The 24,130-nt window shown below is 46.4% G+C and carries 13 protein-coding genes and 1 pseudogene; 5 read left to right on the forward strand and 9 right to left on the reverse strand.

The genetic code is table 11. The features are described from left to right. Positions 1 to 99: 99 nt before the first annotated feature. The 4 genes and pseudogenes from BN1938_RS24130 to BN1938_RS22880 all read left to right on the forward strand — a co-directional run. Positions 100 to 996, forward strand: a complete 897-nt coding sequence (locus BN1938_RS24130) for an SdrD B-like domain-containing protein (RefSeq protein WP_050638710.1) — start codon at positions 100 to 102, stop codon at positions 994 to 996. Further along, positions 912 to 7,826 (forward strand): GEVED domain-containing protein, encoded by a 6,915-nt coding sequence (locus tag BN1938_RS00445; protein ID WP_187376273.1) that lies wholly within the window; start codon positions 912 to 914, stop codon positions 7,824 to 7,826. The genes BN1938_RS24130 and BN1938_RS00445 overlap by 85 nt, the downstream gene beginning before the upstream one ends. A gap of 162 nt (positions 7,827 to 7,988) precedes the next feature. Beyond that, positions 7,989 to 8,228 (forward strand): helix-turn-helix transcriptional regulator, encoded by a 240-nt coding sequence (locus BN1938_RS00450; protein WP_050638712.1) that lies wholly within the window; start codon positions 7,989 to 7,991, stop codon positions 8,226 to 8,228. Positions 8,229 to 8,275: 47 nt separating this feature from the next. Continuing rightward, positions 8,276 to 8,446, forward strand: a pseudogene (locus tag BN1938_RS22880) (AIM24 family protein); the annotation flags it as partial. Positions 8,447 to 8,534: 88 nt separating this feature from the next. Here BN1938_RS22880 and BN1938_RS00455 read toward each other — a convergent pair. The 5 genes from BN1938_RS00455 to rpsB all read right to left on the reverse strand — a co-directional run bounded on the left by BN1938_RS00455 (position 8,535) and on the right by rpsB (position 14,771). Then, the gene (locus BN1938_RS00455; RefSeq protein WP_187376274.1) at positions 8,535 to 9,440 is read right to left on the reverse strand and encodes a metallophosphoesterase family protein; all 906 of its coding nucleotides are present in this window, start codon (positions 9,438 to 9,440) and stop codon (positions 8,535 to 8,537) included. Positions 9,441 to 9,609: 169 nt separating this feature from the next. Then, a complete protein-coding gene (gene glnA / locus BN1938_RS00460) occupies positions 9,610 to 11,037 on the reverse strand; it encodes a type I glutamate--ammonia ligase (RefSeq protein WP_050638714.1) in 1,428 nt (475 codons plus the stop codon). A 244-nt stretch (positions 11,038 to 11,281) separates the two neighbouring features. Beyond that, positions 11,282 to 12,685, reverse strand: coding sequence for a glutamate decarboxylase (locus tag BN1938_RS00465; protein ID WP_050638715.1), 1,404 nt, complete (start codon positions 12,683 to 12,685; stop codon positions 11,282 to 11,284). 318 nt (positions 12,686 to 13,003) lie between these two features. After that, on the reverse strand, positions 13,004 to 13,927 hold the full coding sequence (tsf, locus tag BN1938_RS00470; protein WP_330377597.1) for a translation elongation factor Ts: 924 nt from the start codon (positions 13,925 to 13,927) through the stop codon (positions 13,004 to 13,006). Positions 13,928 to 14,012: 85 nt separating this feature from the next. Continuing rightward, the gene (gene rpsB / locus BN1938_RS00475; protein WP_050638717.1) at positions 14,013 to 14,771 is read right to left on the reverse strand and encodes a 30S ribosomal protein S2; all 759 of its coding nucleotides are present in this window, start codon (positions 14,769 to 14,771) and stop codon (positions 14,013 to 14,015) included. Positions 14,772 to 15,173: 402 nt separating this feature from the next. Here rpsB and BN1938_RS00480 point away from each other — a divergent pair, with 402 nt between their 5' ends. After that, positions 15,174 to 15,542: a VOC family protein gene (locus tag BN1938_RS00480; protein WP_050638718.1), complete on the forward strand. Its 369-nt coding sequence runs from the start codon at positions 15,174 to 15,176 to the stop codon at positions 15,540 to 15,542. Positions 15,543 to 15,595: 53 nt separating this feature from the next. Here the strand turns inward: BN1938_RS00480 and BN1938_RS00485 are convergent, their stop codons facing one another. From BN1938_RS00485 to BN1938_RS00500, 4 genes are all read right to left on the reverse strand, one after another. Continuing rightward, positions 15,596 to 16,744: a C40 family peptidase gene (locus BN1938_RS00485; protein ID WP_050638719.1), complete on the reverse strand. Its 1,149-nt coding sequence runs from the start codon at positions 16,742 to 16,744 to the stop codon at positions 15,596 to 15,598. A gap of 302 nt (positions 16,745 to 17,046) precedes the next feature. Beyond that, positions 17,047 to 18,231: a coiled-coil domain-containing protein gene (locus tag BN1938_RS00490; protein ID WP_187376275.1), complete on the reverse strand. Its 1,185-nt coding sequence runs from the start codon at positions 18,229 to 18,231 to the stop codon at positions 17,047 to 17,049. A gap of 362 nt (positions 18,232 to 18,593) precedes the next feature. Continuing rightward, positions 18,594 to 23,411, reverse strand: coding sequence for an InlB B-repeat-containing protein (locus BN1938_RS00495; RefSeq protein ID WP_050638720.1), 4,818 nt, complete (start codon positions 23,409 to 23,411; stop codon positions 18,594 to 18,596). Continuing rightward, positions 23,412 to 24,089 carry a hypothetical protein gene (locus BN1938_RS00500; protein ID WP_070102388.1) on the reverse strand — a complete coding sequence of 226 codons (678 nt, stop codon included), beginning with the start codon at positions 24,087 to 24,089 and terminating at the stop codon, positions 23,412 to 23,414. Between the last annotated feature and the right edge of the window lie 41 nt (positions 24,090 to 24,130).

The raw sequence follows: 24,130 nt of genomic DNA on the forward strand, positions 1-24,130 counted from the left end.
TTATTTTTCTACTGTGAATACAATAAAACCAGGCAAACTGCGCCGGTACACAAACTATGTAATCAACCAGAATCTTAACTGATCAAGGAGGAATAGATCATGCCCGCTACCCTTAATGGAACCGTATTTCGCGACCTGAATCATGAAGGTCAGTACGTCCCCGGCTCACCAGGTATCTCCCAGGTGGTCCTCGTACTTTTTTCAGATTCTGCCTCTGGCCCCTTCTGTGCATCAACAGTCACAGATTCAGACGGCCGATACTCTTTTACAGTCACAGACCCGGGAACTTATACTGTCTATGAAACTGGAGTACAGTCCGGAAACTGCCCGCCCTCTAACGCAGGACAGCCCGCCGGTTACACATTTTCCAACACCCCCAGAAAGCAGACCGTCATGGTCAGTGCCGGTCAGATTAACAATCACGAAAATATTGACAATTTGAACTTCAGCCATGACTCGCAGAGTGCTCCTTATCCCTGCGGCAGAGAAATGATCCTTTTTGAGGGCAGGCCCACCATGCGTCACACCGTCGATCTGATCACCGGTGCATCCCTCCTGCAAGGCCCTCTGTCTAATAATGGGTCCGTCAATGCGATAGGTTTCAGCACAATTGATTATCATGTCTACGGATATGACCAGTCAAACAACACCATTGTCCGGGTGGATAATAATGGCGAAGTGGTTCTGCTCAATCCCCGCCCCGCCGGCATGCCTGCTGCCCCTTATTCCGCCGGCACAATGGATATGGCGGGGTTTTTTTTTTTCTTCTTTCCTTGGACGATTATCATGTCTACGGATAGGCCCAGTCAAACAACCCCATTGCCCGGGGGGATAATAATGGCGAAGTGTTTCTGCTCAACCCCCGCCCCGCCGGCATGCCTGCTGCCCCTTATTCCGCCGGCACAATGGATATGGCGGGTTTCTATTATCTCTACGTTCCTGGAACCAGCCGTTTCTATACTGTCGACCTGCGCACAGATTCTCTTACATTCTTAAAGCTTGTAGATCCAGCTAACGGCTTTACGGAACAGACCTCCAATTACGGCACACCCTTATCCGCCCCTCTTACCATCGGTGACTGGGCATTCAGCCCTGCAGACCAGCGGTTGTATGGTGTGGAGAGAGACGGCGCCGTATACCGGATTGATGAGTACACCGGAACCGTAACGCCTCTGGAAACAACCGGCCCTAATCCCGGTGATACCTTTGGCTCTGTAGTAATAGACGGCAGCGGGAACCTCTATGCGGTCAGCAATGGGGACGGCACCATTTACCGTTACCGGATCAGCGGAGATACCGCAGCGGGCGCACGTTTTTCAATGACACCGGTGGATGCATTCAATGACGGCGCCCTCTGTCCCTATGCAGTCATTGAGCTGGATTATGGTGACGCACCGGACGCAGGCGGAGGAGGAACAGGAAGCTATAATACCCTGCTTACAAGCAACGGCCCGCGCCACGGCACCGGAAGCCCCCTGTATTTAGGAACACAGGTGACATCCGAAGAAGACGCTTATCAGAATGCCACCGCTACCGGCGATGATCTGTATCATGGGATTCAGGATGACGGCCTGTCTATCCCTCTGCCCATGCTGGCAGTGGCGGCCCTGAATTACTCTCTATCTGTCACTGCTACAAATTATACTAGCGAAACGGCTTATCTGTATGGATGGATTGATTTTAACAAAAACGGGTTGTTTGAAGCCTCCGAGGCGGCGCCCGTGCTTATTGTTCCGGCCTATTCAGGAACCGGCCAGTATACCCTAGATTTTGCAATTCCCGCCGGTACTGTTATAAGGCCCGACCATACCTTTGTCAGACTGCGTCTTACCACAGAGCTTCTGACAGATACGGGGCTGGAAACGCAGGATACCCGAAGCGTAGGCCCTGCCGCTGACGGCGAAGTAGAGGATTATATTCTCAAAATCGGCACCACTACGGATGTGGCGCTCACAAAAACTGCCGACAGAGACGTACTGGTTACAGGAGATCTCATTCATTACACAATCACCATCACAAATCACGGCCCGGAAACGGCACTGGATGTCATACTGGAAGATTTGATTCCGCCGGAGATCACCAATCCCATGTACAGTCTGGATCAGGGTCCACTGGATTACTGGCCGGGAACCCTTGCGCTCGGCGATATGCCGCCCGGCCAGGTCATCACAGTTGTGATCCAGGGTGTCTTCGATGGCTCCACAATGGGACCGGTCGTAAACACGGCATCCGTCACCTCTCATTCCGAAGACTCTGATCCGGTCAACAACTCGGATACTGTGATTACTCCAGTCAACCGGGCCGCCAGCCTTGTCATTGAAAAAACGCCTGACAAAGATCCTGCTGTGATAGGAGAAAGCCTCACATTTAACATCTCAGTAACTAACAATGGCCCCGATGCCGCCGAAAATGTCATCATGTATGACATTGTTGAAACAGATTTTGAAAGTCCTGAGTATTCCCTGGACAACGGCGCCACCTGGTATCCATGGCATGGCCAGCTTTTCGCAGGAACACTGGATGCCGGATTTGTTTACACATTTCTGCTTCGAGGAACCGTTCTTTCCGGAATCTCTGATGCACTCACTAACACGGCCTCTGTCACCAGCGATACCGATGACCCGGATCCGGATGACAATACCGTTACCATTATCGTCCCCAAGTCTTCGTCCGCGGACCTGTCCGTGGTGAAAACCGGTGTACCAAACCCAGTGGCTGCGGGGCAGACATTAACCTATATTATAACTGTAACCAACAGCGGCCCTTCCCCGGCACAGGATGTTGAGATAACCGATGCGCTTTCTGCCGATCTATTGAATGCGGAATATTCTACGGATCAGATCAGCTGGCTTGCGTGGAACGGAGGCCATATGGTGGGAATTCTGGAAGCAGGTGCCGTTTATACGCTGTATCTGCGTGCATCCGTCAGTCCTGATGCAGTGCCGGGAACGCTTTCCAATACTGTGAATGTCGCCTCGCAGACGCCGGACCCGGATCCGGGCAATAACGAATATACGGAAGTAATAACGCTGGAAGGCACTGCAGATCTCAGCGTTACGAAAACAGCGTACCCTGATACCGCAATATCAGGTGAAAAACTGACCTATACCATTCTTGTTACGAATAAAGGTCCCTCGGATGCAGTCAATATCGTAATATCAGATATGCTCCCTCCTGGCCTGGAAAATGCGCAGTACTCCGTAGACGGAATCAATTTTCTGCCTTGGAACGGACAGTACAATCAGATATCTCTGTCCGCTGACGGCACTATTACCCTGACGATCCTCGCGGATGTTTCCCTTTCCCAGACAGAAGACCTGTTCAACATGGCCTCAGCCTTCAGCGATACCTTTGACCCGAATACGGATAATAACACAGATACTATCATAACGCCTGCTGACGCCTTCGCAGACCTGCAGATTGTAAAAACAGGTCCTGACTCAGCGGCTGCCGGTGAGGCTGTCATATATACACTCACCATTACAAACAATGGCCCCAGCAGAGCAGTGAATATTAATATAACAGATCTCCTTCCGGCAGCAGTCATGGATCCGGATTTCACCTTAAATGGTATCTATACAGGCGTATGGAATGGCAGTTATTTCCTGGCATCCCTGGATCCGTCTGAATCAGCGGAGTTGGTTATCACAGGAACACTTAGCCCTTTTGCATCAGGAACTCTGGTAAATGGTGCCTCCGTATCTGCCTCCACACCGGATCCGGATCTCACAAATAACACCTCTGAAACGACGGCAGCGATCACAGCCTTCGCAGATATTTCGGTTATAAAAGCGGCCTCTCCTTCCCCGGCCATAGCCGGAGAATACCTGATTTATACCATTGTGGCGAGCAATGCAGGCCCATCTGCCGCTGAGAGCGTGGTCTTGGAAGATACGATTCCTTCCGGACTCTCCGGGCTGGAATACTCCACAGATGAACAGAACTGGAGGCCCTGGGTCTCTTCCCTTACAATCGGTACAATTGATCCCGGAGTGCCAGTCATTATTTATATCCGGGGAACAGTAGCTGCATCCGCCTCAGGGCTGGTTACCAATACCGTGTCCATATCATCCCAGACGCCGGATCCGGATCCGGATAACAATACGTCTGCCGCTACAACACCTGTCGAGACCTCCGCAGATCTTTCCATTGTAAAGACTGCAGCCCCGAGTACCGCAGTACCGGGCAGCCTTCTTTCCTATACCGTGTCTGTCTCTAATGCCGGTCCCTCCGATGCCCGGAATGTACAGTTGATAGATCCCATATCTTCGCTGTTATCTTCCGTTGAATACTCGGTTGACAACGGGGAAAACTGGGCCCCATGGCAGGGAACGTTCAATCTGGGAACACTCGAAGCCGGAACCGGCGCTATCATATTAATACGAGGGAATCTGAGCAGCGCAGCAACGGGCACCATAGAAAATATAGCCATCATCAGTTCTACAACTCCGGATCCCGATCCGGATAATAACTCTTCCACCCTATTTACGCCGATACAGAGTTCTGCCGATCTATCTGTTGTAAAATCTGCAGATCCGATTCCTGCAGTACCGGGACAGTACCTGACCTACACGGTTACCGTCCGCAATGCCGGGCCGGAGACGGCACGGGATGTCTCGTTGTTTGACACACTGCCGGCAGAGCTGTCTCAGCCGTTATTTTCAACAGACGGAGGCACTGCCTGGAATCCATGGTCCAGCCCATATATCATAGGGACATTGGACAGCAATGCCGATGCTGTCATTCTGCTGCGCGGCATACTGGGCGCATCCACTGCCAAACTTCTAACAAACGAGGCATTTGTTTCCTCTTCCACTCCGGATCCTGACCCGGATAATAATACGTACAGTCTTCTGACACCGGTCGGGGCTTCGGCTGATATCTCAGTCACGAAAGCTGCATCACCGGTTCCTGCAGTCCCGGGCTCGCTGATTACCTACTCCATACAGGTTGCCAACGCAGGACCGGATGCCGCCGATCAGATTGTCCTGACGGACCTTCTGTCTGCAGAGATTCAAAATCCGGAGGCCTCTCTAAACGGAGACTCCTACTCCACATGGGACGGTTCGCTGAATATCGGCAGCCTGGAAGCTGCCCAAAGCGCCCTCGTTACGATTCGGGGAACAATTGCTGTTGATGCTGTCACACCGATATATAACAAAGCTTCTGTGTCCTCCGATACGCCGGATCCTGTTCCGGATAATAACACGGCTGAGCTGGAGACGCCGCTTGCTCCTTCAGCGAATCTATCCGTCACTAAAAGCGGAAGTCCCAATCCGGCCGTTCCAGGAGAACCTGTAACCTACACGCTGGCCATACGCAATGCAGGTCCCTCCCAGGCCAGCGGCATCATTGTGATTGATGCGGTTTCCAGTCTTCTGGGGCAGGCAGAATACCGCACAGATGATGCCTCCGGCTGGGAACCGTGGACCGGAACCTGGCAGCTCTCTTCCCTGGAGCCGGGCAGTTCTGCCGTACTGACGATCCGCGGCACATTAAGTGCATCCGCCACAGGAGTGCTTACAAACACCGCTGTCGTTACCTCCTCCACCTCAGACCCCGACCCGTCAGATAACCGGGATACGGAGGAACTGCAGATCACACCGTCTGCTGATCTTTCCGTCACAAAATCCGCCAGCCCTGTGCCGGCAGTGCCCGGCGGCCTGGTAGTCTACACACTGACCGCATCCAACGCCGGACCTTCCGATGCCGCAAACGTTACTCTGAAGGATACACTTTCTGCGCAGCTGACCGGCCAGGAATACTCTGCCGACAATGGCCGTACCTGGAATGAATGGAACGGCTCCTTTACGCTCGATCAGCTAAGCGTCGGAATGACCTACACGCTGCTCCTTCGTGGCCTGCTCACAATCCAGAATCCGGGTGTACGGGAACTCTTAAATACAGTTTTCATAGACAGCGATACCCCAGACCCTGATCCAGATAATAACTCCGTTATCATCATAACACCTGTCAGAGCAACGGCTGACCTTGCGATTCGTAAAACAGCTTCACCTTCTCCTGTATCGCCGGGGGAACCCCTCACTTATGATATCTCTGTTAACAACCTGGGCCCGGATGCGGCCGAGAACGTGCTTATCACAGATGCTGCCATATTAAATGAACTGGAGAATCCTCTGTATTCCACGGATGGCGGACTAACTTGGAGCAAATGGAGCGGTTCTTTCTCCGTCGGTACTCTGCAGCCAGGGAGTGATTTTTCCGCCCTGCAGATAAGAGGCGCCGTCCCCGAAGGAAGAACGGCTGTCCTGAACACCGCAGCGGTCAGCAGCACGACTTCAGATCCGGATTCAGGCAATAATACGGTTTCTATCACAATACCTGTGATTCCATCGGCGGACCTTTCAATCACTAAAGAAGCCGCACCGTCACCTGCCATTCCCGGGGAAACACTGACTTATACCATAACGCTGGAAAACCACGGACCCGGGAACGCCCGGAATATCACACTGATTGATCCCGTTCCTGCACAGCTTATGAATGCTGTGTTCTCGGTCAACCAGGGGCAGACCTGGCAGACCTGGCAATCACCTTACCAGGCTGAGAACCTCGCAGCCGGAGACAGTATTGTGGTCCTCATTCGGGGAACACTAAATAAAACTGTATCCGGCGCCATCATAAATACGGCGGCAGTCACCTCATCTACACCTGACCCTGATCCAACAAACAACACTGCAACTGAGAAGACATCCGTTGAGGACACGGCGGATCTGTCAATCACCAAACTGGCCCATCCCAATCCTGCCGTTCCCGGCCAATACCTGACGTATTCCATCCTTGTTTCAAACGCCGGTCCTGCAGATGCGCTGAATGTATTATTAACTGATCCCGCAGTAAACGCTGAATATTCCCTTGATTCCGGCATACACTGGCTGCCCTGGACCGGTTCGTACACCCTGGGAACCGTTTATACAGGCACCGTAATCAGGCTTTTGCTGCGCACGCTTCCTGATGCGGATAACACCGGTGTACTCAGCAACACTGCCGGTGTGACATCATCCACACCAGACCCCGAGCCCGATAACAATACGGTTACCGTAGACACACCCATCGCGGAAACAGCCGATCTGAAACTGAAGAAAACCTCGGATATCACTTACGCAGTTTTGGGCGACACGGTCACTTATCAGATCCATGTCTCAAACCTGGGGAATATAGATGCAGAAAATGTAATGCTCCGGGATGATCCTCCGGAAGGACTGGAGAACCTGGAGTATTCCACCGACAATGGAGATACCTGGAACCGCTGGAGCAGTCCTTACGCCATCGGAACCATACCAAATCATGAATCACGGATGATTCTACTGAAGGGGACCGTGACGGCAGCAACCGGAAGCATTGTAAATATGGCTTATGTAACCAGTGATACTCCCGATCCGGACCACAGCAACAACAGCGGCTATTCCAGTATCGATGTAGGCAATGTACCGTCCGCTGACCTGGCAGTTACCAAAAAGGCGCACTGCCGGACCGTGTGCCCCGGAAGATTTATAGAATACTGTATCACCGTAACCAATCTGGGCCCGGATATGGCAAAAGATGTTATTATTACCGATCTGCTTCCGACCGCCATTTTTGAACCGCGCTATTCTTTGAATAACGGCCATACCTGGCAGCCCTGGACAGGGCAGCTTATGATAGGAAGCCTGGCTGACAAAGACACCGTAACACTATTTCTAACCGGCAAGATAGATTGCTGCGCCCACGGTACTATCACAAATACCGTTACCGTATCCGGCTCCGTACAGGATCCAAATCCGGAAAACAACAGAGCAGACGCTGCTGTAACCGTATGTAGTAATTAAACATTTCAGTTCACAGTTTCGTAACAATTTATTTATTAAAAACTTACGCAAAATAAATGATTTGTTACCATTATGTAACAATAAGGCACTTTTTATTTTACATTTCAATGCAAAATGTTATTATTGTCCTACTTTAAGATTACAAAAGATGAGGAATAAGAGATGATGACCAATAAAATAGGCAGTAACATCAGGGCGCTGAGGAAAAAGAATTACCTAACCCAGGAGCAATTGGCAGAAACGCTGAATATGACACGCCAAACGCTCTCCAACTACGAACTAGGAAAACGGATTCCTGATATTTATGAATTGATACGAATTGCAGATTTATTTCATGTCTCTTTAGACGAAATGGTCGGAAGGAATCCAAATAATTACAAAAACAAGGACTGCGGTTTATAATCGTAGTCTTTGTTTTATTTATACCATAAATGACTGATCAAAATATCCTAAAGTTTGACGGCAATATGGCAATTGCCTGGAGCGGAAGCCTTGACTTTACCGTAGAACGTTCCGGTAAAACACTGCTTGGTTCTGCTGCTTCCGGGGAGGGACTGGTAAATGTGTATAAGGGAACAGGAAAAGTACTGCTTGCCCCTGTAAACAGGCCGGTCGTCTAAACAAAAGAATTGCACAGCCATCACAGAAAGCACATCAGAAATGGTGTGCTTTCTATTCTATCTGCTAAAATTCAGAAAAGCGGCTGCATCATGAGCAAAACCTCTCCAAAATAAGATCCAGTACACCTGAGGCGGCCCTTCTCCCTTCCAGGCCGCCGCTTGCCCAGCGTGCTTCCTTTACCAGCCATTTATACGATGTCAGCCGGCCTTTCTTTGCCGATATATCAACCTCTCCTGTCGAAAATGTCACCGCAGTATCCCGTTCTGCCTTTCCGCTTCCACACTGAAAAGACGGGATTCCCCTTCCCCCGCTTGAATTAAAATTATAGGCCCCCTTGTGCATGTGCCCGCATAAATAAAAATCAATATTATAGTCGTTAAAATTCTTCCAAATAAACTGCTGGTCATTCTCTGTAAACCAATTGACCGGGTGATGGCCTGCAGCAATATTAATACACTTTTCCTGATCTTTTAACTTTCTGATTTCCTGATAAAAAGATCCTTTTTCAAGGATAAGCTTACCTTCGTCCTCATCAGTTCCGGACGTAAAGGCCGTATTTATTAAAAATACATTAAACTTATCTTTTGTAATTGTTTTATATATATATTGAGCCTCCTCATTTTTTATTTTTCTATAAAATATATTATATTTGCTGAAATCCTTCTGTAATTGCCTAATATTGTCCTTTCCAAACTCAAATCCTCTTTTTCTTGTTTCCGCCACCGCAAGATCCCTGGAGTGAGACCTGGCCAGGTCATGATTCCCCGGTATGATAAATAACTCATCCGGAGTGAGTTTTAAGAGATAAATTAATGCTTCAATAAATTTCTTCAGATTATAATCATAATATCCTCCCTGGTAAGTCAAATCACCGGTGATAAATACTGCATCAAATTCATGTTCTTGGGACATCTCCCATAATTTTTCTAAAAGACTGTCCCTCATTCGTTTCATTTCATTGTTCTCATCAGCAGAAAAATGTATATCTGACAAATGCACCCACCTTATAGTATCCATTTTACCTCCAGAGCTTAAAACTGGCACCCCAGTATTCATGACATCATTTTAGCATATTCTTATAGAGTTGTCCCTTATCATTACAAAATAAAAAGGAAGGCGGCTCAAGTTTGAGCGCCTTCCTTTTTATAAGTGTAAAAGCTGATTACAAATCATAATATTTTTCAAATTCCGCGGGGTGCGGTATCTGTGATATCTCCAGGCTTTCTTTCCGTCTGCGTTTCAGCCAGATCTCAATCAGCCTCTCCGGAAACACCCCTCCCGCCGTCAGATATTCATGGTCGCATTCCAGTGCATCCAGTGCTTCATCCAGCGTCTTTGGAAGTGACTGGATCTTTGCCTTTTCCTCCTCCGGCAGATCGTAAAGATTGCAGTCATAGGGACCCCAGCCATGTTCAGTAGGATCAATCTGGTTCTTGATACCGTCCAGTCCGGCCATCAAAATCGCTGCGTAAGCATAATATGGATTGGCAGTAGCATCCGGATTCCTCAGCTCAAAACGCTTTGCCTTCGGTGACTTCGCATAGGCCGGGATACGGATCACAGCACTGCGGTTAGAGGTTGCGTACCCAATCGTAACAGGCGCCTCATATCCCGGAACAAGCCGTTTGAAAGAGTTTGTAGAGGGATTGGTAAATGCGCAGAGAGAACCAATGTGCTTCAAAAGCCCGCCGATAAAGTAATGCGCAGTTTTGCTTAAACCGGAATAGCCTTTCTCATCATAGAATATCGGCTCTCCGTCTTTCATAAGGAGCATATGCACATGCATTCCGTTTCCGGCTTCTTTATGGATTGGTTTGGGCATAAATGTAGCGGTCTTGCCTTCCTGTACGGCAGCATTTTTAATGATATACTTGATAATCATTGTCTTATCCGCCATGTCCACCATATCACCCAGTTCTACTTCAATCTCCATCTGTCCTGAGCCGCCTACCTCATGGTGGTGGTATTTCACGTCGATTCCCCAGTCTTCCATATACATACACATCTTGCTTCTTAAGCTGTAAGCGATGTCATGCGGCGCTGCAATATGATATCCGCCGCCTTTGGGCACCTGGTATCCTGCATTGTCAGGCCCTTCTTTTCCGCTGTTCCAGGATGCCTGCCTGGTGTCTACCGTAAAAGAGGTCTTATAGGGCTCTGCCATATAGCTTACATTGTCAAATAAATGAAATTCAAATTCCGGCCCGATCAGCATCTCGTCTGCAATTCCCTCTGACTTCATATATTCCATTGCACGCAGGCTGACGTTCCTTGGGTATTGATCGAAAGGGGTATTCTCCTTCCCAATCACACATACATTCCCGCACATGGTCATGGTAGGAATCTCCGTAAATGGGTCGACAACCGCGGTTGCCGGATCGGGGATGAATACCATATCGCTCTTCTCCACCGGTGCATATCCGTAGTTGGAACCGTCAAACCCAATGCCATAGACGAAAATGTCGTCGTCGAACCTTTCTACAGGGATTGTGATATGACGCCACCTTCCGTCCAGGTCCGTCATCTTGAAATCAATCATTCTGATTCCCTTCTCATTGCATACCTTCCTGATATCAGTGCTGTTTAACATGATATACCTCCAATTAGTAAATTTGTTTTTCCTGAACCTTGTCCCAGTATTTGTTCAGGCCACATGTCTTGTCTCATGATATTATTACTATTTTAGCATATCCTGGCAGCAAAAGGGAATGTTAAGTTCATCATTTAATTATAAAAAAGGATGCTGTTGGTAACACTCTGAGGGTGCACACAATAACGTTATCCGGACATAGGCACAGCAACCTGTGACCTTTGGTTTCTGAAGCTTGAGCATCTTAATGTGTAAACCCGTATACCTTTGTTTTTTTATCTTTCGCATGGGGGAGTATGACCGCTTCGTCTAATTCACGGATTCCCTCTTCTATGTCACGCATGAGCAGTTCTGCCATATCATAATTCAAGTCGGCACGGCAGACGATTCTCTGAATAACAGTATCTTCCAGATTCACAGGCAGCGGATAAGTAGGAATCTGCCATCCCCTCATAAGCAGGCGGTCAGAGAGATCATAAAGAGTCCACTCCTGCCCCGTTTTTTCTTTTATTGTATAGCATACAACCGGCAAGTCGCTTCCGTCATGGTATATGAAAAATCTTCCTGTTTTCTCAATTTCCTTTGCCAGATAGTGAGCCACGTCCTGTGTTTTTTGCTGAATGCGGCGGTATCCCTCCCTGCCAAGCCGGATGAAATTGTAATACTGGCCGATAATCTGGCTGGCCGATCTGGAAAAATTGATTGCAATTGTCGGCATCTTACCTCCGAGATAATCTACCTCAAATATTAGTTCCTCTGGAAGATATTCTTTGTCTTTCCACAAAATCCATCCAATACCCGGATAGACAAGACCATATTTATGACCGGAACAGTTGATTGACACTACATTTTTTAAACGGAAATCCCAGCAAAGCTCCGGATTGACAAATGGAACGAACAAACCTCCGGAAGCGGCGTCAACATGGATATAAACTTTGTGCTCTGTTGAAGCATTGTATTCTTCAAGTATCTGGTCAATCGCCTTCAAATCATCAAATTTCCCTGTATATGTAATGCCGAGGATACCGACTACACCAATCGTATACTCATCTACATAGTTTAATACTGCATCTGGACGCATACTCATACATTCTGTATCCATCGGCACCTGACGAAGTTCTACATCCCAGTAAACACAGAATTTCTCCCAGCAGACCTGATAACCTGATGAAATGACCAGATTTGGCTTTTTGTTTACATCAAGCCCTAAAACAGAGGCCCGCTTACGCCACCGGAATTTCATTGCCATCCCTGCCAGCATGCACGCTTCCGAGGAACCTACTGTGGATGTGCCGATTGCAGCGTCTGTTTCCGCGGCATTCCATAAATCCGATATAATCCGTATGCAGCGCTGTTCTATCTCGGCTGTCTGCGGGTATTCCGTCTTGTCAATGGCATTTTTTTCAAGTGTCTCTGACATCAGCCTGATCGCCTCATCCTCCATGTAGGTCTGACAGAAAGTAGCCAGATTTAACCTTGCATTCCCCTCGTTCATCAGTTCATCCATTATGAGCCGGTATGCAAGGGCTGGTTCTAAGGGCTGTTCCCCTATCTTGTTTTTCGGAATCGGGGAGTCCGCCGCTAACGTCCCGAATAAAGGCGTATCATAAGAATCCTTTAGTTTTCGTTTTTCCTTATCACACAGCATAATCATTTCCTCCTGATCTTCATTTGATATAGACTGACGCAGTATCCGTATTCTTTGATGCTAATACTACTTTATCACAAAAGGCGTAATAAAGGAAAATATATGAGCAACTTCTTCTATTGATTTCAATTCCCTAGAGCATAATCCCATTATTTATCTACACTAAACATCATAAAATCAGCACCTTTTGATTTATAGATTTGTATTACGTTTTTCTGGCTTTATCCATCGAAACTTATTACAAAATAAGCCCTTACAAACAGCGTAAAACCGCTATTTATAAGGGCTTGTTTCTAAAATATTAACGCAAACCTAATATTACTGTCCCATCTGAGCAGCTACTTCCGCTGCAAAGTCTTCATTTTTCTTTTCCAGGCCTTCACCAGTCTCAAAACGTACAAATCTCTTAACTGATACATTCGCATTGTTCTCTTTTGCTACTTTTTCTACATATTTAGCAACTGTCAGATCACTGTCCTGTACATACGCCTGGTCTAACAGACATACTTCTTTTAATTCTTTGTTCAGACGACCAATGATCATTTTCTCAATGATATTGTCCGGCTTTTCTGGATTTTCCTTCTTAGCCTGTGCTAACAGGATCTCTTTCTCATGATCCATGTATTCCTGGGAAACTTCTGCGCGGGATACATACTTCGGATACATAGCCGCTATCTGCATTGCCACATTCTTCAGACATGTTCTGATTTCGTCATTTACTACATCTGCCTCAGCCTCTACAAGAACACCGATACGGCCGCCGCCATGGATATAGGATACAACACATCCGTCTGTCACTATTTTTTCAAATCTTCTGATATTCAGATTCTCACCGATTACTGCAACTTTCTCTACAAGCGCGTCTTTCACAGTCTTTGTTGTGTCTTCAGCCCATGCCTCAGCCATGAATGCATCCATATCTGCTGCATCTGTATCTGCTGCCTGATTAACAACTGCCTCTACGAATGCCTGGAAATCTGCATTCTTTGCAACGAAGTCTGTCTCAGAATTTACTTCTACAATTGCTGCAACTTTATCATCTTTAACAACGGTTTTTACGATACCTTCTGCTGCAATTCTTCCGGCTTTTTTCTCTGCCTTAGCCTGTCCGTTCTTTCTCAGGTATTCAACTGCTGCGTCCATATCTCCATTTGTCTCACTCAGAGCCTTCTTGCAGTCCATCATGCCTGCGCCCGTCATTTCTCTTAATTCTTTTACCATTCCTGCTGTAACTGCCATGATTCATTCCTCCATTATTCATTCTTGATTGCATATTTTAAAAATGCTTCAACCTGTATCCACAGGCTGAAGCATCCCAAGTCTATAATTACTCTGCTTCTACAGTCTCTTCAGCTACTGCTTCTTCTGCAGCTTCTTCATAATATTCTTCTTCAGCACCTGTTGCGCCCTGATTAGCCTCAATTACTGCATCGGCCATCTTGGAAACAATTAATTTAACAGCTCTGATCGCATCATCATTACCCGGAATTACGAAATCAAGTTCTTCTGGATCGCAGTTTGTATCACAGATACCGATCAACGGAATTCCCAGTGTATGCGCTTCCTGAACACAGATTCTTTCTTTTTTCGGGTCTACGATGAAGATTGCATCAGGGATTCTCTTCATTTCTTTGATACCGCCCAGGTTCTTCTCTAACTTAGCCCATTCTTTTTTCAGTTCAATTACTTCCTTCTTTGGAAGTACATCGAATGTTCCGTCTTCGGACATTCTCTCAATATCTTTTAAACGCTGAACTCTGCTCTGGATTGTCTTGAAGTTTGTCAGCATACCGCCGAGCCATCTTTCATTAACATAGAACATTCCGCAGCGCTCTGCTTCTGTCTTAATGGCATCCTGTGCCTGTTTCTTTGTTCCTACAAACAGAATTGTACCACCCTCAGCTGCAATATCAGCAACAGCCTGGTATGCATCATCAACCATGCCTACAGATTTCTGTAAGTCGATAATATAGATACCATTTCTCTCTGTGTAGATATAAGGAGCCATCTTAGGGTTCCATCTTCTTGTCTGATGTCCAAAGTGAACACCTGCTTCTAAAAGTTGTTTCATTGAAATAACGCTCATGTTTCTTCCTCCATTTGGTTTTTAACTTCCGCATGTTTTTGCTCTCCTTTGAGACCGGTCTGCACTGTGCAGGCTTAGGCACCGTCAAAGATATCCGCATGCGTGTTTTTTTGCAACGGTTGTAGTATAACATAGAAAATACTGGAATGCAAGGCTTTTCTGTGGTATCTTGTCTGTCTTGTCTGTCTTTATTCTCAAACTATCTTGTTATATTGTGTGGTGTATTCTGCTTTATTCATCTTATTTGCCTTATTTGATTTTTCTGTACTCACTTCTTATAACTTGTCTCTGTACCATCTCTGTGTTATGCTAAATAAGGTGTACTGTTCATATCTTCTGTTTTAGGAACGGTATATTATAGCACATTTTTGTAAAACTTACATATATAGGGAGGAAAAAGCTATGAAGTTTACATTTGCACATAACAATTTAAATGTTTATGATTTACAGAGATCACTTGCTTTTTATGAGGAGGCGCTTGGACTCAAACCTGTCAGCACAAAAGATGCCAAAGACGGAAGTTTTACACTGGTATACCTGGGCGATGCCACCACTCCGCATCTTTTAGAACTTACCTGGCTGCGCGACATGAACAGGCCCTATGAACTGGGCGACAATGAAATCCACCTTGCGTTTAGAGTAGATGATTTTGACGCAGCCTTCGCAAAACATAAAAAGATGGGCTGTGTATGCCACGAAAATTCGGAACTGGGGATATACTTTATAGAGGATCCGGATGGATACTGGCTGGAAATTGTACCCTCGAAATAGAAGAACATGAAAAAAGGAATCCGTTATCCGGACTCCTTTTTTTATATTCTGAATTACCAATATCTTACGTATACGGAAACACGAACCGGGCTTACACATATCGTTGTACCTGGCTGCTGTGCTTCGATCATCTGACCGTTACCTATGTATATTGCCACATGTCCGGGAGTCCATGCGATGTCCCCTGGCTGCGGATCGCTGACTCTTTGACCGCCGTAGAGCTGGTCTGTATCCACACGGCCGATTGAAATACCTGCCTGTGCGTGGCACCACTGTGTGAGTCCTGAACAGTCCAGGCCTACATATGGTGTTGTACCGCCCCATACATACGGAACACCAATCTGAGTCCATGCAGCATTTACAATTGCCTGTGCCGCGGAAGTGTTTCCAGAACCGCCGCCTCCGTTATTGCCCGGATCAGATGGCGTCTGTGGTGTACTCGGGGTATCTGGTGTGCCAGGAGTCTCTGGTGTACCAGGCGTTTCCGGAACGTTTGGTGTAGTTCCGCCACCATTGTTTGTTCCGCCGCCATTATTTGCACTCTCATTCCTTGCCGCTTCCTCTGCCAAACGCTGTCTCTCGCGTTCTTCTTCAGCGGCTCTTCTCGCTGCTTCCTGGATCTGTGCGTCAAGATTTTCCACTTCGGCACTCTTGCTTTCAATCGTATTGCTCAGCTCAGTCTGCTGCGCCTCATACTCTGTCTGCATATCTTCCAGCTTATTCATATCTTCTTCCAGCGTAGTTTTCAGTTCTTCTACTTCATTCACCGTTTCCACATACTCATCCAGCATGTTACGGTCATAGGTATGTATCTTCTGAACATATTCTGCCTGGCTTAACATCTCTGCAATGCTTCCGGAACTTAAGATCCGTTCCACTGCCGAGCCATCGCCTTCTTCATACATATACTTAATACGAAGCTTCATATCCTCGTACTGCTGCTTTTCCTTTGCTTGTGCTTCTTCCAGCTGCTTCTCTGCTTTTGTGATCTCCTCACCTTTCGTAATCAACTGATTCTGAAGATCTGTCATCTTAGACATCAATGTTGATAACTGTGACTGAAGACTGTTCACCTCATTCTCCGCAGCTTTTTTCTGTTCTTCCAGACCTGATGTGTTTGGCGCTGCAAACACAGGTACGGCAATCATAGAACATGTCAGTGCCGTTGCAACAAACATATTGCGTACTCTTTTCATTTTCATAAAATAACACCTATCCTTATTTTTTTATCTATGTCCCCACATATATTTTTTACTATACAATATTCATCAGCATTTTTCAACAGGATATCCTGAAAAATCACAAAAAATAACTGGTAAATAATTGTAATCTAAGCTCTGATTCTAGTTTTAATGTCTCATATATACCTATTTCAAATAATCTTACTATAGGAGATTGCACGTAAGATGTTAAATCAAAGGGTAAGCAGGCCATCTAAAAAAGATCCCCAGTGCCTTTTCACTGGGGATCCTTTTTACATAAAGCTTATCCGGTATCTTTCTAATCATAACCCATAACGCACATAAATCATACCACCCTGAACTGGTCCAATTATAACGCCGATCCCCTCATCAGCCGCATGAATCATTTGACCGCCGCCTATGTAAATACCACAATGATTGGCATTCACACATACATCTCCTGGCTGCGGATCGCTGACCTGTGGCCATGCTAGGAAGTCAAAAGTATTCCCCAGTCGGACATAACCGCCAGTAAGGCAATGGCTTACAAATCCTGAGCAGTCAAAAGACCCTGGTGCACACGCGCCCCAATGATATTCCGCATTGTTAACCCAACTATATGCCCGATCCACAATTGCATTTCCTGTAGAAGGATTGTAATTTGGCTCCGGTGTCCCGTTATCCGGTGTATTATTCTCTTCTGGTACATTCTGCTCCGGTACATTCTGCGGCGGCTGCTCGTTATTATTTTCTCCGCCTGTACCAGGATCTGTAGTTCCGCCTGTACCAGGATCATTGCTTTGGCCTCCGTTTGTACCTGGCTGTGCAGTATTTTCATTCTTCTTATCAGCAGTTTCTTTCTCTTTCGCAGCTGCCTCCTGCTGTTTCTTCTGTTCTTCCAATGCAGCTCTTGCTGCTTCCTGAATCATGGAATCCAGATTACTAACCTCTGCCTGCTTACTGTTGAGCATGGTTGACAGTTCGGTTGATTGTGATTTATATTGTTTTTCCAGATCCTGAAGGTTTGTCATGTCGTTTTCAAGCGTTGTCTCCAGAGTCTTGATCTCTTCTACTGTATCCGCGTATTCCTGCAGCATATTGCGGTCATAAGTATGAACCTTTTCTATGTACTCTGCTTCACTGAGAAGATCGGCGATACTTCCTGAACTCAATATTCTCTCAAGCGCTGAACCGTCGCCCTCTTCATACATATACTTAATACGAAGTTTCATATCTTCGTACTGCTGCGTTTCCTTTTCCTGCGCCGCTTTAAGATCTTCTTCGGCCTTCGAAATCTCCTGGCCTTTTGCTACTAACTGCCCTTCCAGTTCATTCATCGTTGACATTAATGAATTTAATTGGGACTGCAGGGAACTAACTTCGTTCTGCGCTGCATTTTTCTGATCCTGAAGGCTTGATGTATTCGGTGCCGCTAATACAGGCACAGTTATCATAGAACATGTCAAAGCGGTTGCTGCAAACACGTTGCGTACTCTTTTAAAATTCACAATCAATTCACCCATCCTTATTTTATTTATGATCTATCATGTCCCCGCAAATATGTACTGCAGTATCATTTCCGCCGGCTGCTGCCAAATCGCCCGCAGCCTGTATGTTGCAGAAATCCCTATTGATATGCAGTCCCCGGCCCTTTTCATCAGAACACAGAAACTATATTATATGCAGAGGACTCGTCAAAATTCGTCTTATGCTTACATAGACTAAATTATAAAGGATAACTGAATAAAATGCAATATAATTTTAACATATTTGTAATATTTTAGAAATTCGTCATTATTGTTCGCGCCCTTGGGGTGTGGGAAGTAACAATTCGCCGTTACCATCTGGTCTGCAGCCAGTAAAGAAGCGCTTACAAGACTCTCAAATGGCTGAATTCTTCATGGAACCTCAGAAGCGATGTCCGCTCCTGGCTGTTTCCTATCCCATGCTCTTCCACATAACTCTTTATATTTTTTACATCTGTATTTTTAAAAGTCCATACCTCTCTTGCTGGTTTTTCTTCATCCCATGCACCAGACAGCAATGCTCTGAATTCCGGAATCCTATACCACTTGGAATTTGAGTAAAGGCCGCCGTTTTGCAGTTCTCCTGAAGCGGTTTCTGACTCCGGTTTCCCGGTTTCTTTTCCTGTATTTTCATTCTGTGCATTCAGATTCTTTTCGTAATATTCTCTGTTGATAAACCGCACGTATTTTAAAGGCTCCGGCGACGTTATTTCCCCGTCTTTTACAATATGTACCGTACATTGCCTGAAAGTCTCTTTGCCTTCCCCGCCCGGTCCCATACTGTCTTTGGCCGAAAAAGTAATTACGATATAACCCGAATCTTCAAATCTTGTAAATTCTTCCGGATGAAAATCTTCGAGTTTTACTGCCTGTTCCATTCTGCCGGGATATCGCTCATCCTCTTCCTTATCCTTCACCGTAAGGGCCCCAGATTCTATAGCGCCTCTCAGCAACACTTCTTCGGTTATTCTGCCTTCCTTTGCCTCTTCCAGTGTAAAATACCTATCCTCGGCCTCTATCACAGGAAATTCATTATACTTTACCTTAACCGGCCATTCTCGTACTGTCTCATTGCCAGCACTGTCTTTCACACTGTAAATAATCTGGTGTTCCACAGGTGAATCTTTGTCATCCAGCTCTAAAAACCAAGTATCCAACTTTTTATCCTCTGGCATGCCGTCCTTCCACCGTACTTCATACGCCTCCTGTTTCTGTCCATCCCGAAGCCTTCCTTTTTGATATTTGATTCCGAGTATGCGGATGTCTTTTGTTATGTCTCCATCCTCTTGATCCTGTGCCTTTATGTTTGCCAGGAGCATGTCCCTGGTAACCTCGGTGCCTTCGAAGAATTCCTGTATTCCTTCTGCAGTGATTTCGGGAAACTTATCCCAGAGTGCATATAAGCGCACCTGCTGAACAGTCTTTTCTCCTGACAAAGGAGTCTTCGCCTGCGCCTCAGCAATATCCATCAGTTCTTCAAATTTTACCCTGTTCTCTTTTTGGTCAGGATATTTTACTGCCTGAACGGGAGCCCCCGCAGAAACATCCCAGCCTGCAAATTTGTATCCCTTTCTGATATAATCCGTATATCCTTTATTTTTATGTATAAGGTAGCCGCCATTCTTCATGCACTCCTGCAGGGTTATTTCTTCTGACTTTTCCTTTTGGACATCGCTTCCGTTTCCATCATAGCTCACCTGGATTTTGGTTCCCCAGACAGCATACAGTGTGATATTTCGATTAATAGATGCGCTTAAGACATCTCCTGGCTTATAGGCAGGTTTTTCCGCTGCAGCATTCTCGGACCAGCCCAGAAATTTTATTCTCCCTTCAGATGGAACCTCTCCTGCTATTCCTGCATTTTCATACCAGTATTTCGGAGTGCTTTTCGGGACATTCGCCACCTCTCCATCATAATTTTTATGATATTGAATCGTATACTTCGTGCTCAGCACAATATCTGCCGCCTCCGTGTTTGCACCGGATGCCTGCATGTCTCCCGGACGAAGACAGTATCCGCCTTTTGGGGTTAATGAGTACCTGGCATACTGCAAACTGCCCTTTTTAGTGCCATATGCAACTTCCGCCGCCTTTCTGCCATTGCTATAGCCTGACGGTGTCAGAACCGCAGCAGGCGAAGATTTTAGGGCTGATGTTACTGTAATATACTTATTTGTCTGTAGATATACATCATTCCCCGCATCTACTGCACCGTTTCCGCCCATTTGGAAGACAGCGCCGTTATGGTATATACCATTTCCGTTTTTCGCCTTGTTCTTTGCAATGGTACCCCCGGTCAGCCTGAGCGTCCCCCCAGACAGACAAATCCCGCCTCCACTTCCGGAAACCGAATTGCCCGTGATGCTGCCTCCTGTCAATGCCAGCGTACCGCTGTTTGCTATTCCGCCCCCGTTTACGGCCGAGTTATCGTGAACATTCCCCCCGCTGATGCTTAAGGTTCCGCTGTTGGCTATTCCGCCTCCACTGCCTGCATTCGAATTTGAAAAGATTTCACCTCCGCTTAACTTCATGCTGCCCTTATTTGCAATTCCCGCGTTTTGGTTTTCATATATTTTTCCATTTTGAACCGCTGCTTCCCCTCCATGGACTGCCACCCCGATGCCTTTATTGTTTCGGATAACGGCTGCGCCTGATATACTCAATGATTTTCCTTTGGCAGAAATCCCATGGCGGGTATTACTGTAGATGCTGCCTCCCTTGATATTAATAGTTCCATTGCCGTCTATATTACCCACGCCATCTACATTGTCATGGATCGTTCCTCCGGTCAACGTAAAGATACACGCGCCGTCTCCCACATGCACGCCGCACTCACCATTATTGTACAGATTACCGCCGGACATATTGATCACCTTCTGTGAACGGATACCATCATAAGAATTGCCGTAAATGCTGCCGCCATATAGATTGACCGTGTTGCAGGTTGCAATTCCATGCGCTTTATTATTATAAATGTAAACTCCGTCATAAACGTTTGTAATTCCCATGTCGTTCCATACACCATTGCCTGCAGAGTTCGTAAATCTGGAGCCGTTCTTCAGGTTGATCGTTGCACCGTATGCTGCTATTACACCCGATGAGCCTTTTCCATTCGCATCAAATGTTATTGTATACCCGCCATTGCCGCTGAAATTCCAGGTAGGACTTCCCCTCCAGCCCTCTTCTGTAGAGATTATGCCGGCAGGTATCAGCGTACTTTCGTTGAACGTTACTTTAACGTTTCTTTCCTCCGGGAATATCGAAAAGGATTTTCTGGTCGTTATATGTGTTGCCGAACAGTTTTTTATTACGTACATAGATCCTCCGTCCGGCATGGCATCAAATGCCTCATTAAATGTTTTGTAGTAATTGCTGCCGACCCTTGCAGCAGCATCTGTCTTCAATGGAGTAGCAGTTGTTCCGGGTGCGGCCCCGCCTTTTGCTGTAATTCTCACCTGAAAGGCTTCCATGCGTTTTCCAAGATTCACTGTACCGGCTGCCTGCCCATTCTTTGCCCAGTCCAGCCATCCATATGATTCGCAGTATGTACGGTAATAAATATCATAGGAGCCTGCGCTGGCCCCGGTCAGCAAAACCCTGACTGCTTCCACTCTCAGCGACTGTCCTGTAGTGCCTGCTGTACCGCTGCCGTTTACCCAGCTCATCCATCCGTTGTTTTGTACATGAACCTGATATTTGACACCAAGATTCGTGTCACCGGACATTTTTATCTGCAAAGCCTCCAACCGCTTATTTTCTCCGATCGTGCCTGCAGTGGCGCCGCCTGCACTCCAGCTTTTCCATCCATCGTTCTGGCAGTACGCCCTATAACTGACGCTCGCTGCGGCACGGGCTGCCATGACATTTGCAGTCTCTTTTGGCTTTATAATGACCCTGGCATAGGGCAGGGCCTGGAGCCCGTCTTCCTCCCCCTTAAGCAGTTCTTCACTCCATTCATACCCTTCCTGGGGAACCGCCGTATATGTATACTGTTCATATTCCGTATGTTCAATATCTTCTGCGCATTCCCATGTAACATTGACTGTCTTTTCCGACGGCTCTGTTTCCTTCGGATCTTTATCCTCGGACGCGGCATCCTTAAGAATCTCTTCCTGACCAGTATCTTTCTTGTCCTTTTCTATCTTATCAGAATCTTTCTTATCAGTATCTTCCTGATCAGTTTCTTTCTTGTCAGTTTCTTTCTCATTTATGTCCGAATCCTCTTCCAGCAAAACTTCCAAATTTGGGGGCAGCAATTTTATGACATCAGCACGCTCCTGATCCGATATCGTAACGGTCAGATACGGCTCCTTTTTCTTTACATCATAATCCTGGATACCGCAGATTATCTGTACCTTTGGAGCTATTTCCGGCTTCGTACTGTAAATCTCATCCAGCCGGTTAAGTGCGGCCTCATATGCTTCCGTTGCTTCCGGCTCATTTTCAGACTGCATCTTTTCCAAGACATCAGCAAGTCCAATGATATCTGCATAAGTCTGTGTCTGGAGATACTCTGTATATTCTTGAAAATCATGATATTCTGCAGATTCTTCCCCGTTGGCAGCAGCCTTTTCTTCCATGCCTTCACGAAATATACGGAAAGCCTCTTGTTTTATCTCCTCCCTCCACTGAATATCCTCTATATCCTCCTGTCCCGGATCTGTATCTTTATTTTTCATCAACAGCTCCCGCAGAAAGTGAATATGCCCTGTCTTCCCGGATGCTGCTTCCGTCATTTCATCCGATGACTGCATACTCTCGGAAAAAGATGTATCCTCCGCAACGGCCGTGAGCAGCAGATATTTATATACGATAGTGAATTCTAAATGCTCCCTGACAGTTATTCTGTTTAAAAATAATTCCCGCTCCTTTTCGTCTGCTTTTTCCAGTACTTTTAAAGGTTCTTCCATAAGGAGCAGCCCTTGTAATGTTTCCTCAAACCATGAAGCAATATCCTGCAGCGGCTGCTGTTCATTTGATTCATCAGATTCTTCCGGTACAGTTTGACTTTCTTCGCCGGCCCCCACGATTTTATCTGGTATTTCCGTCTCCTCTGTGCCCATTCTTACCGGCTCTTCCTGTGCACGCAGGGATATGGGGGCACAGAGAGACAAAATTACTGCCGCAGTAACCAGTATTGTTATGCGTCTCTTCTTTTTCATCTACAAAACTTCCTCCTGCTCATAAACAGCCTGAAATTCCATATCATCTCCTACACATAATGTGTTTATATTCTCATTGCCGTACAGGATCCCGATCCCGTTTACCGGTTTTGTCATTTTCCATCCGCGGAAAATATATCCTTTCTTCTCCAATCCGCTTTCCGGCAGCATTGCCGCACTAAGCCTGTCACCAAAGTGTACGCTGATCTTCTTCAAAACATAGCTGCTTTCCGTATCCTTCTCCTTGGCAGGCTTCTCTGCGAAGAATGAAATATAACAGGGTGTTTCTTTCTCTTCTTCGAGCTCTTCCAATATCACTGTCTTGCGGCAGGATACCTCACCATATCCGATTATCTGCCTGAATCTGGCCTTGGCTCTGACATCCAGCAGGCCTTTTTCGACATCCACATTTAATATCTCTACCGTAAACTCAGAATTACTCGTTGTTTTCATAAGAAAACCCTGAATAAAATCTGCAGTAAATTCGTCCGAACCGGACTCCTTCTCAATATGATATACAGGATTTACTGTCAGTATCTTCATTGATTGTTCCATGGCTTCGCTAAGACTGCTGTCCAGTTCATTTTTTCTGGTAGTTCTGTTCTCTGCAGTCTGAATGGCTGCTAAAGAAATTACCAGTATTACAATCATAAAAAAGCCTATTACGGCATTCTTCATACCTTCCCCTTTCTTTTTTATTAACCCCCAGCCGGCAGACA

It is taken from the genome of Eubacterium sp. SB2, assembly GCF_001244405.1.
GTDB classification, from domain to species: domain Bacteria; phylum Bacillota; class Clostridia; order Lachnospirales; family Lachnospiraceae; genus Faecalicatena; species Faecalicatena contortus_B.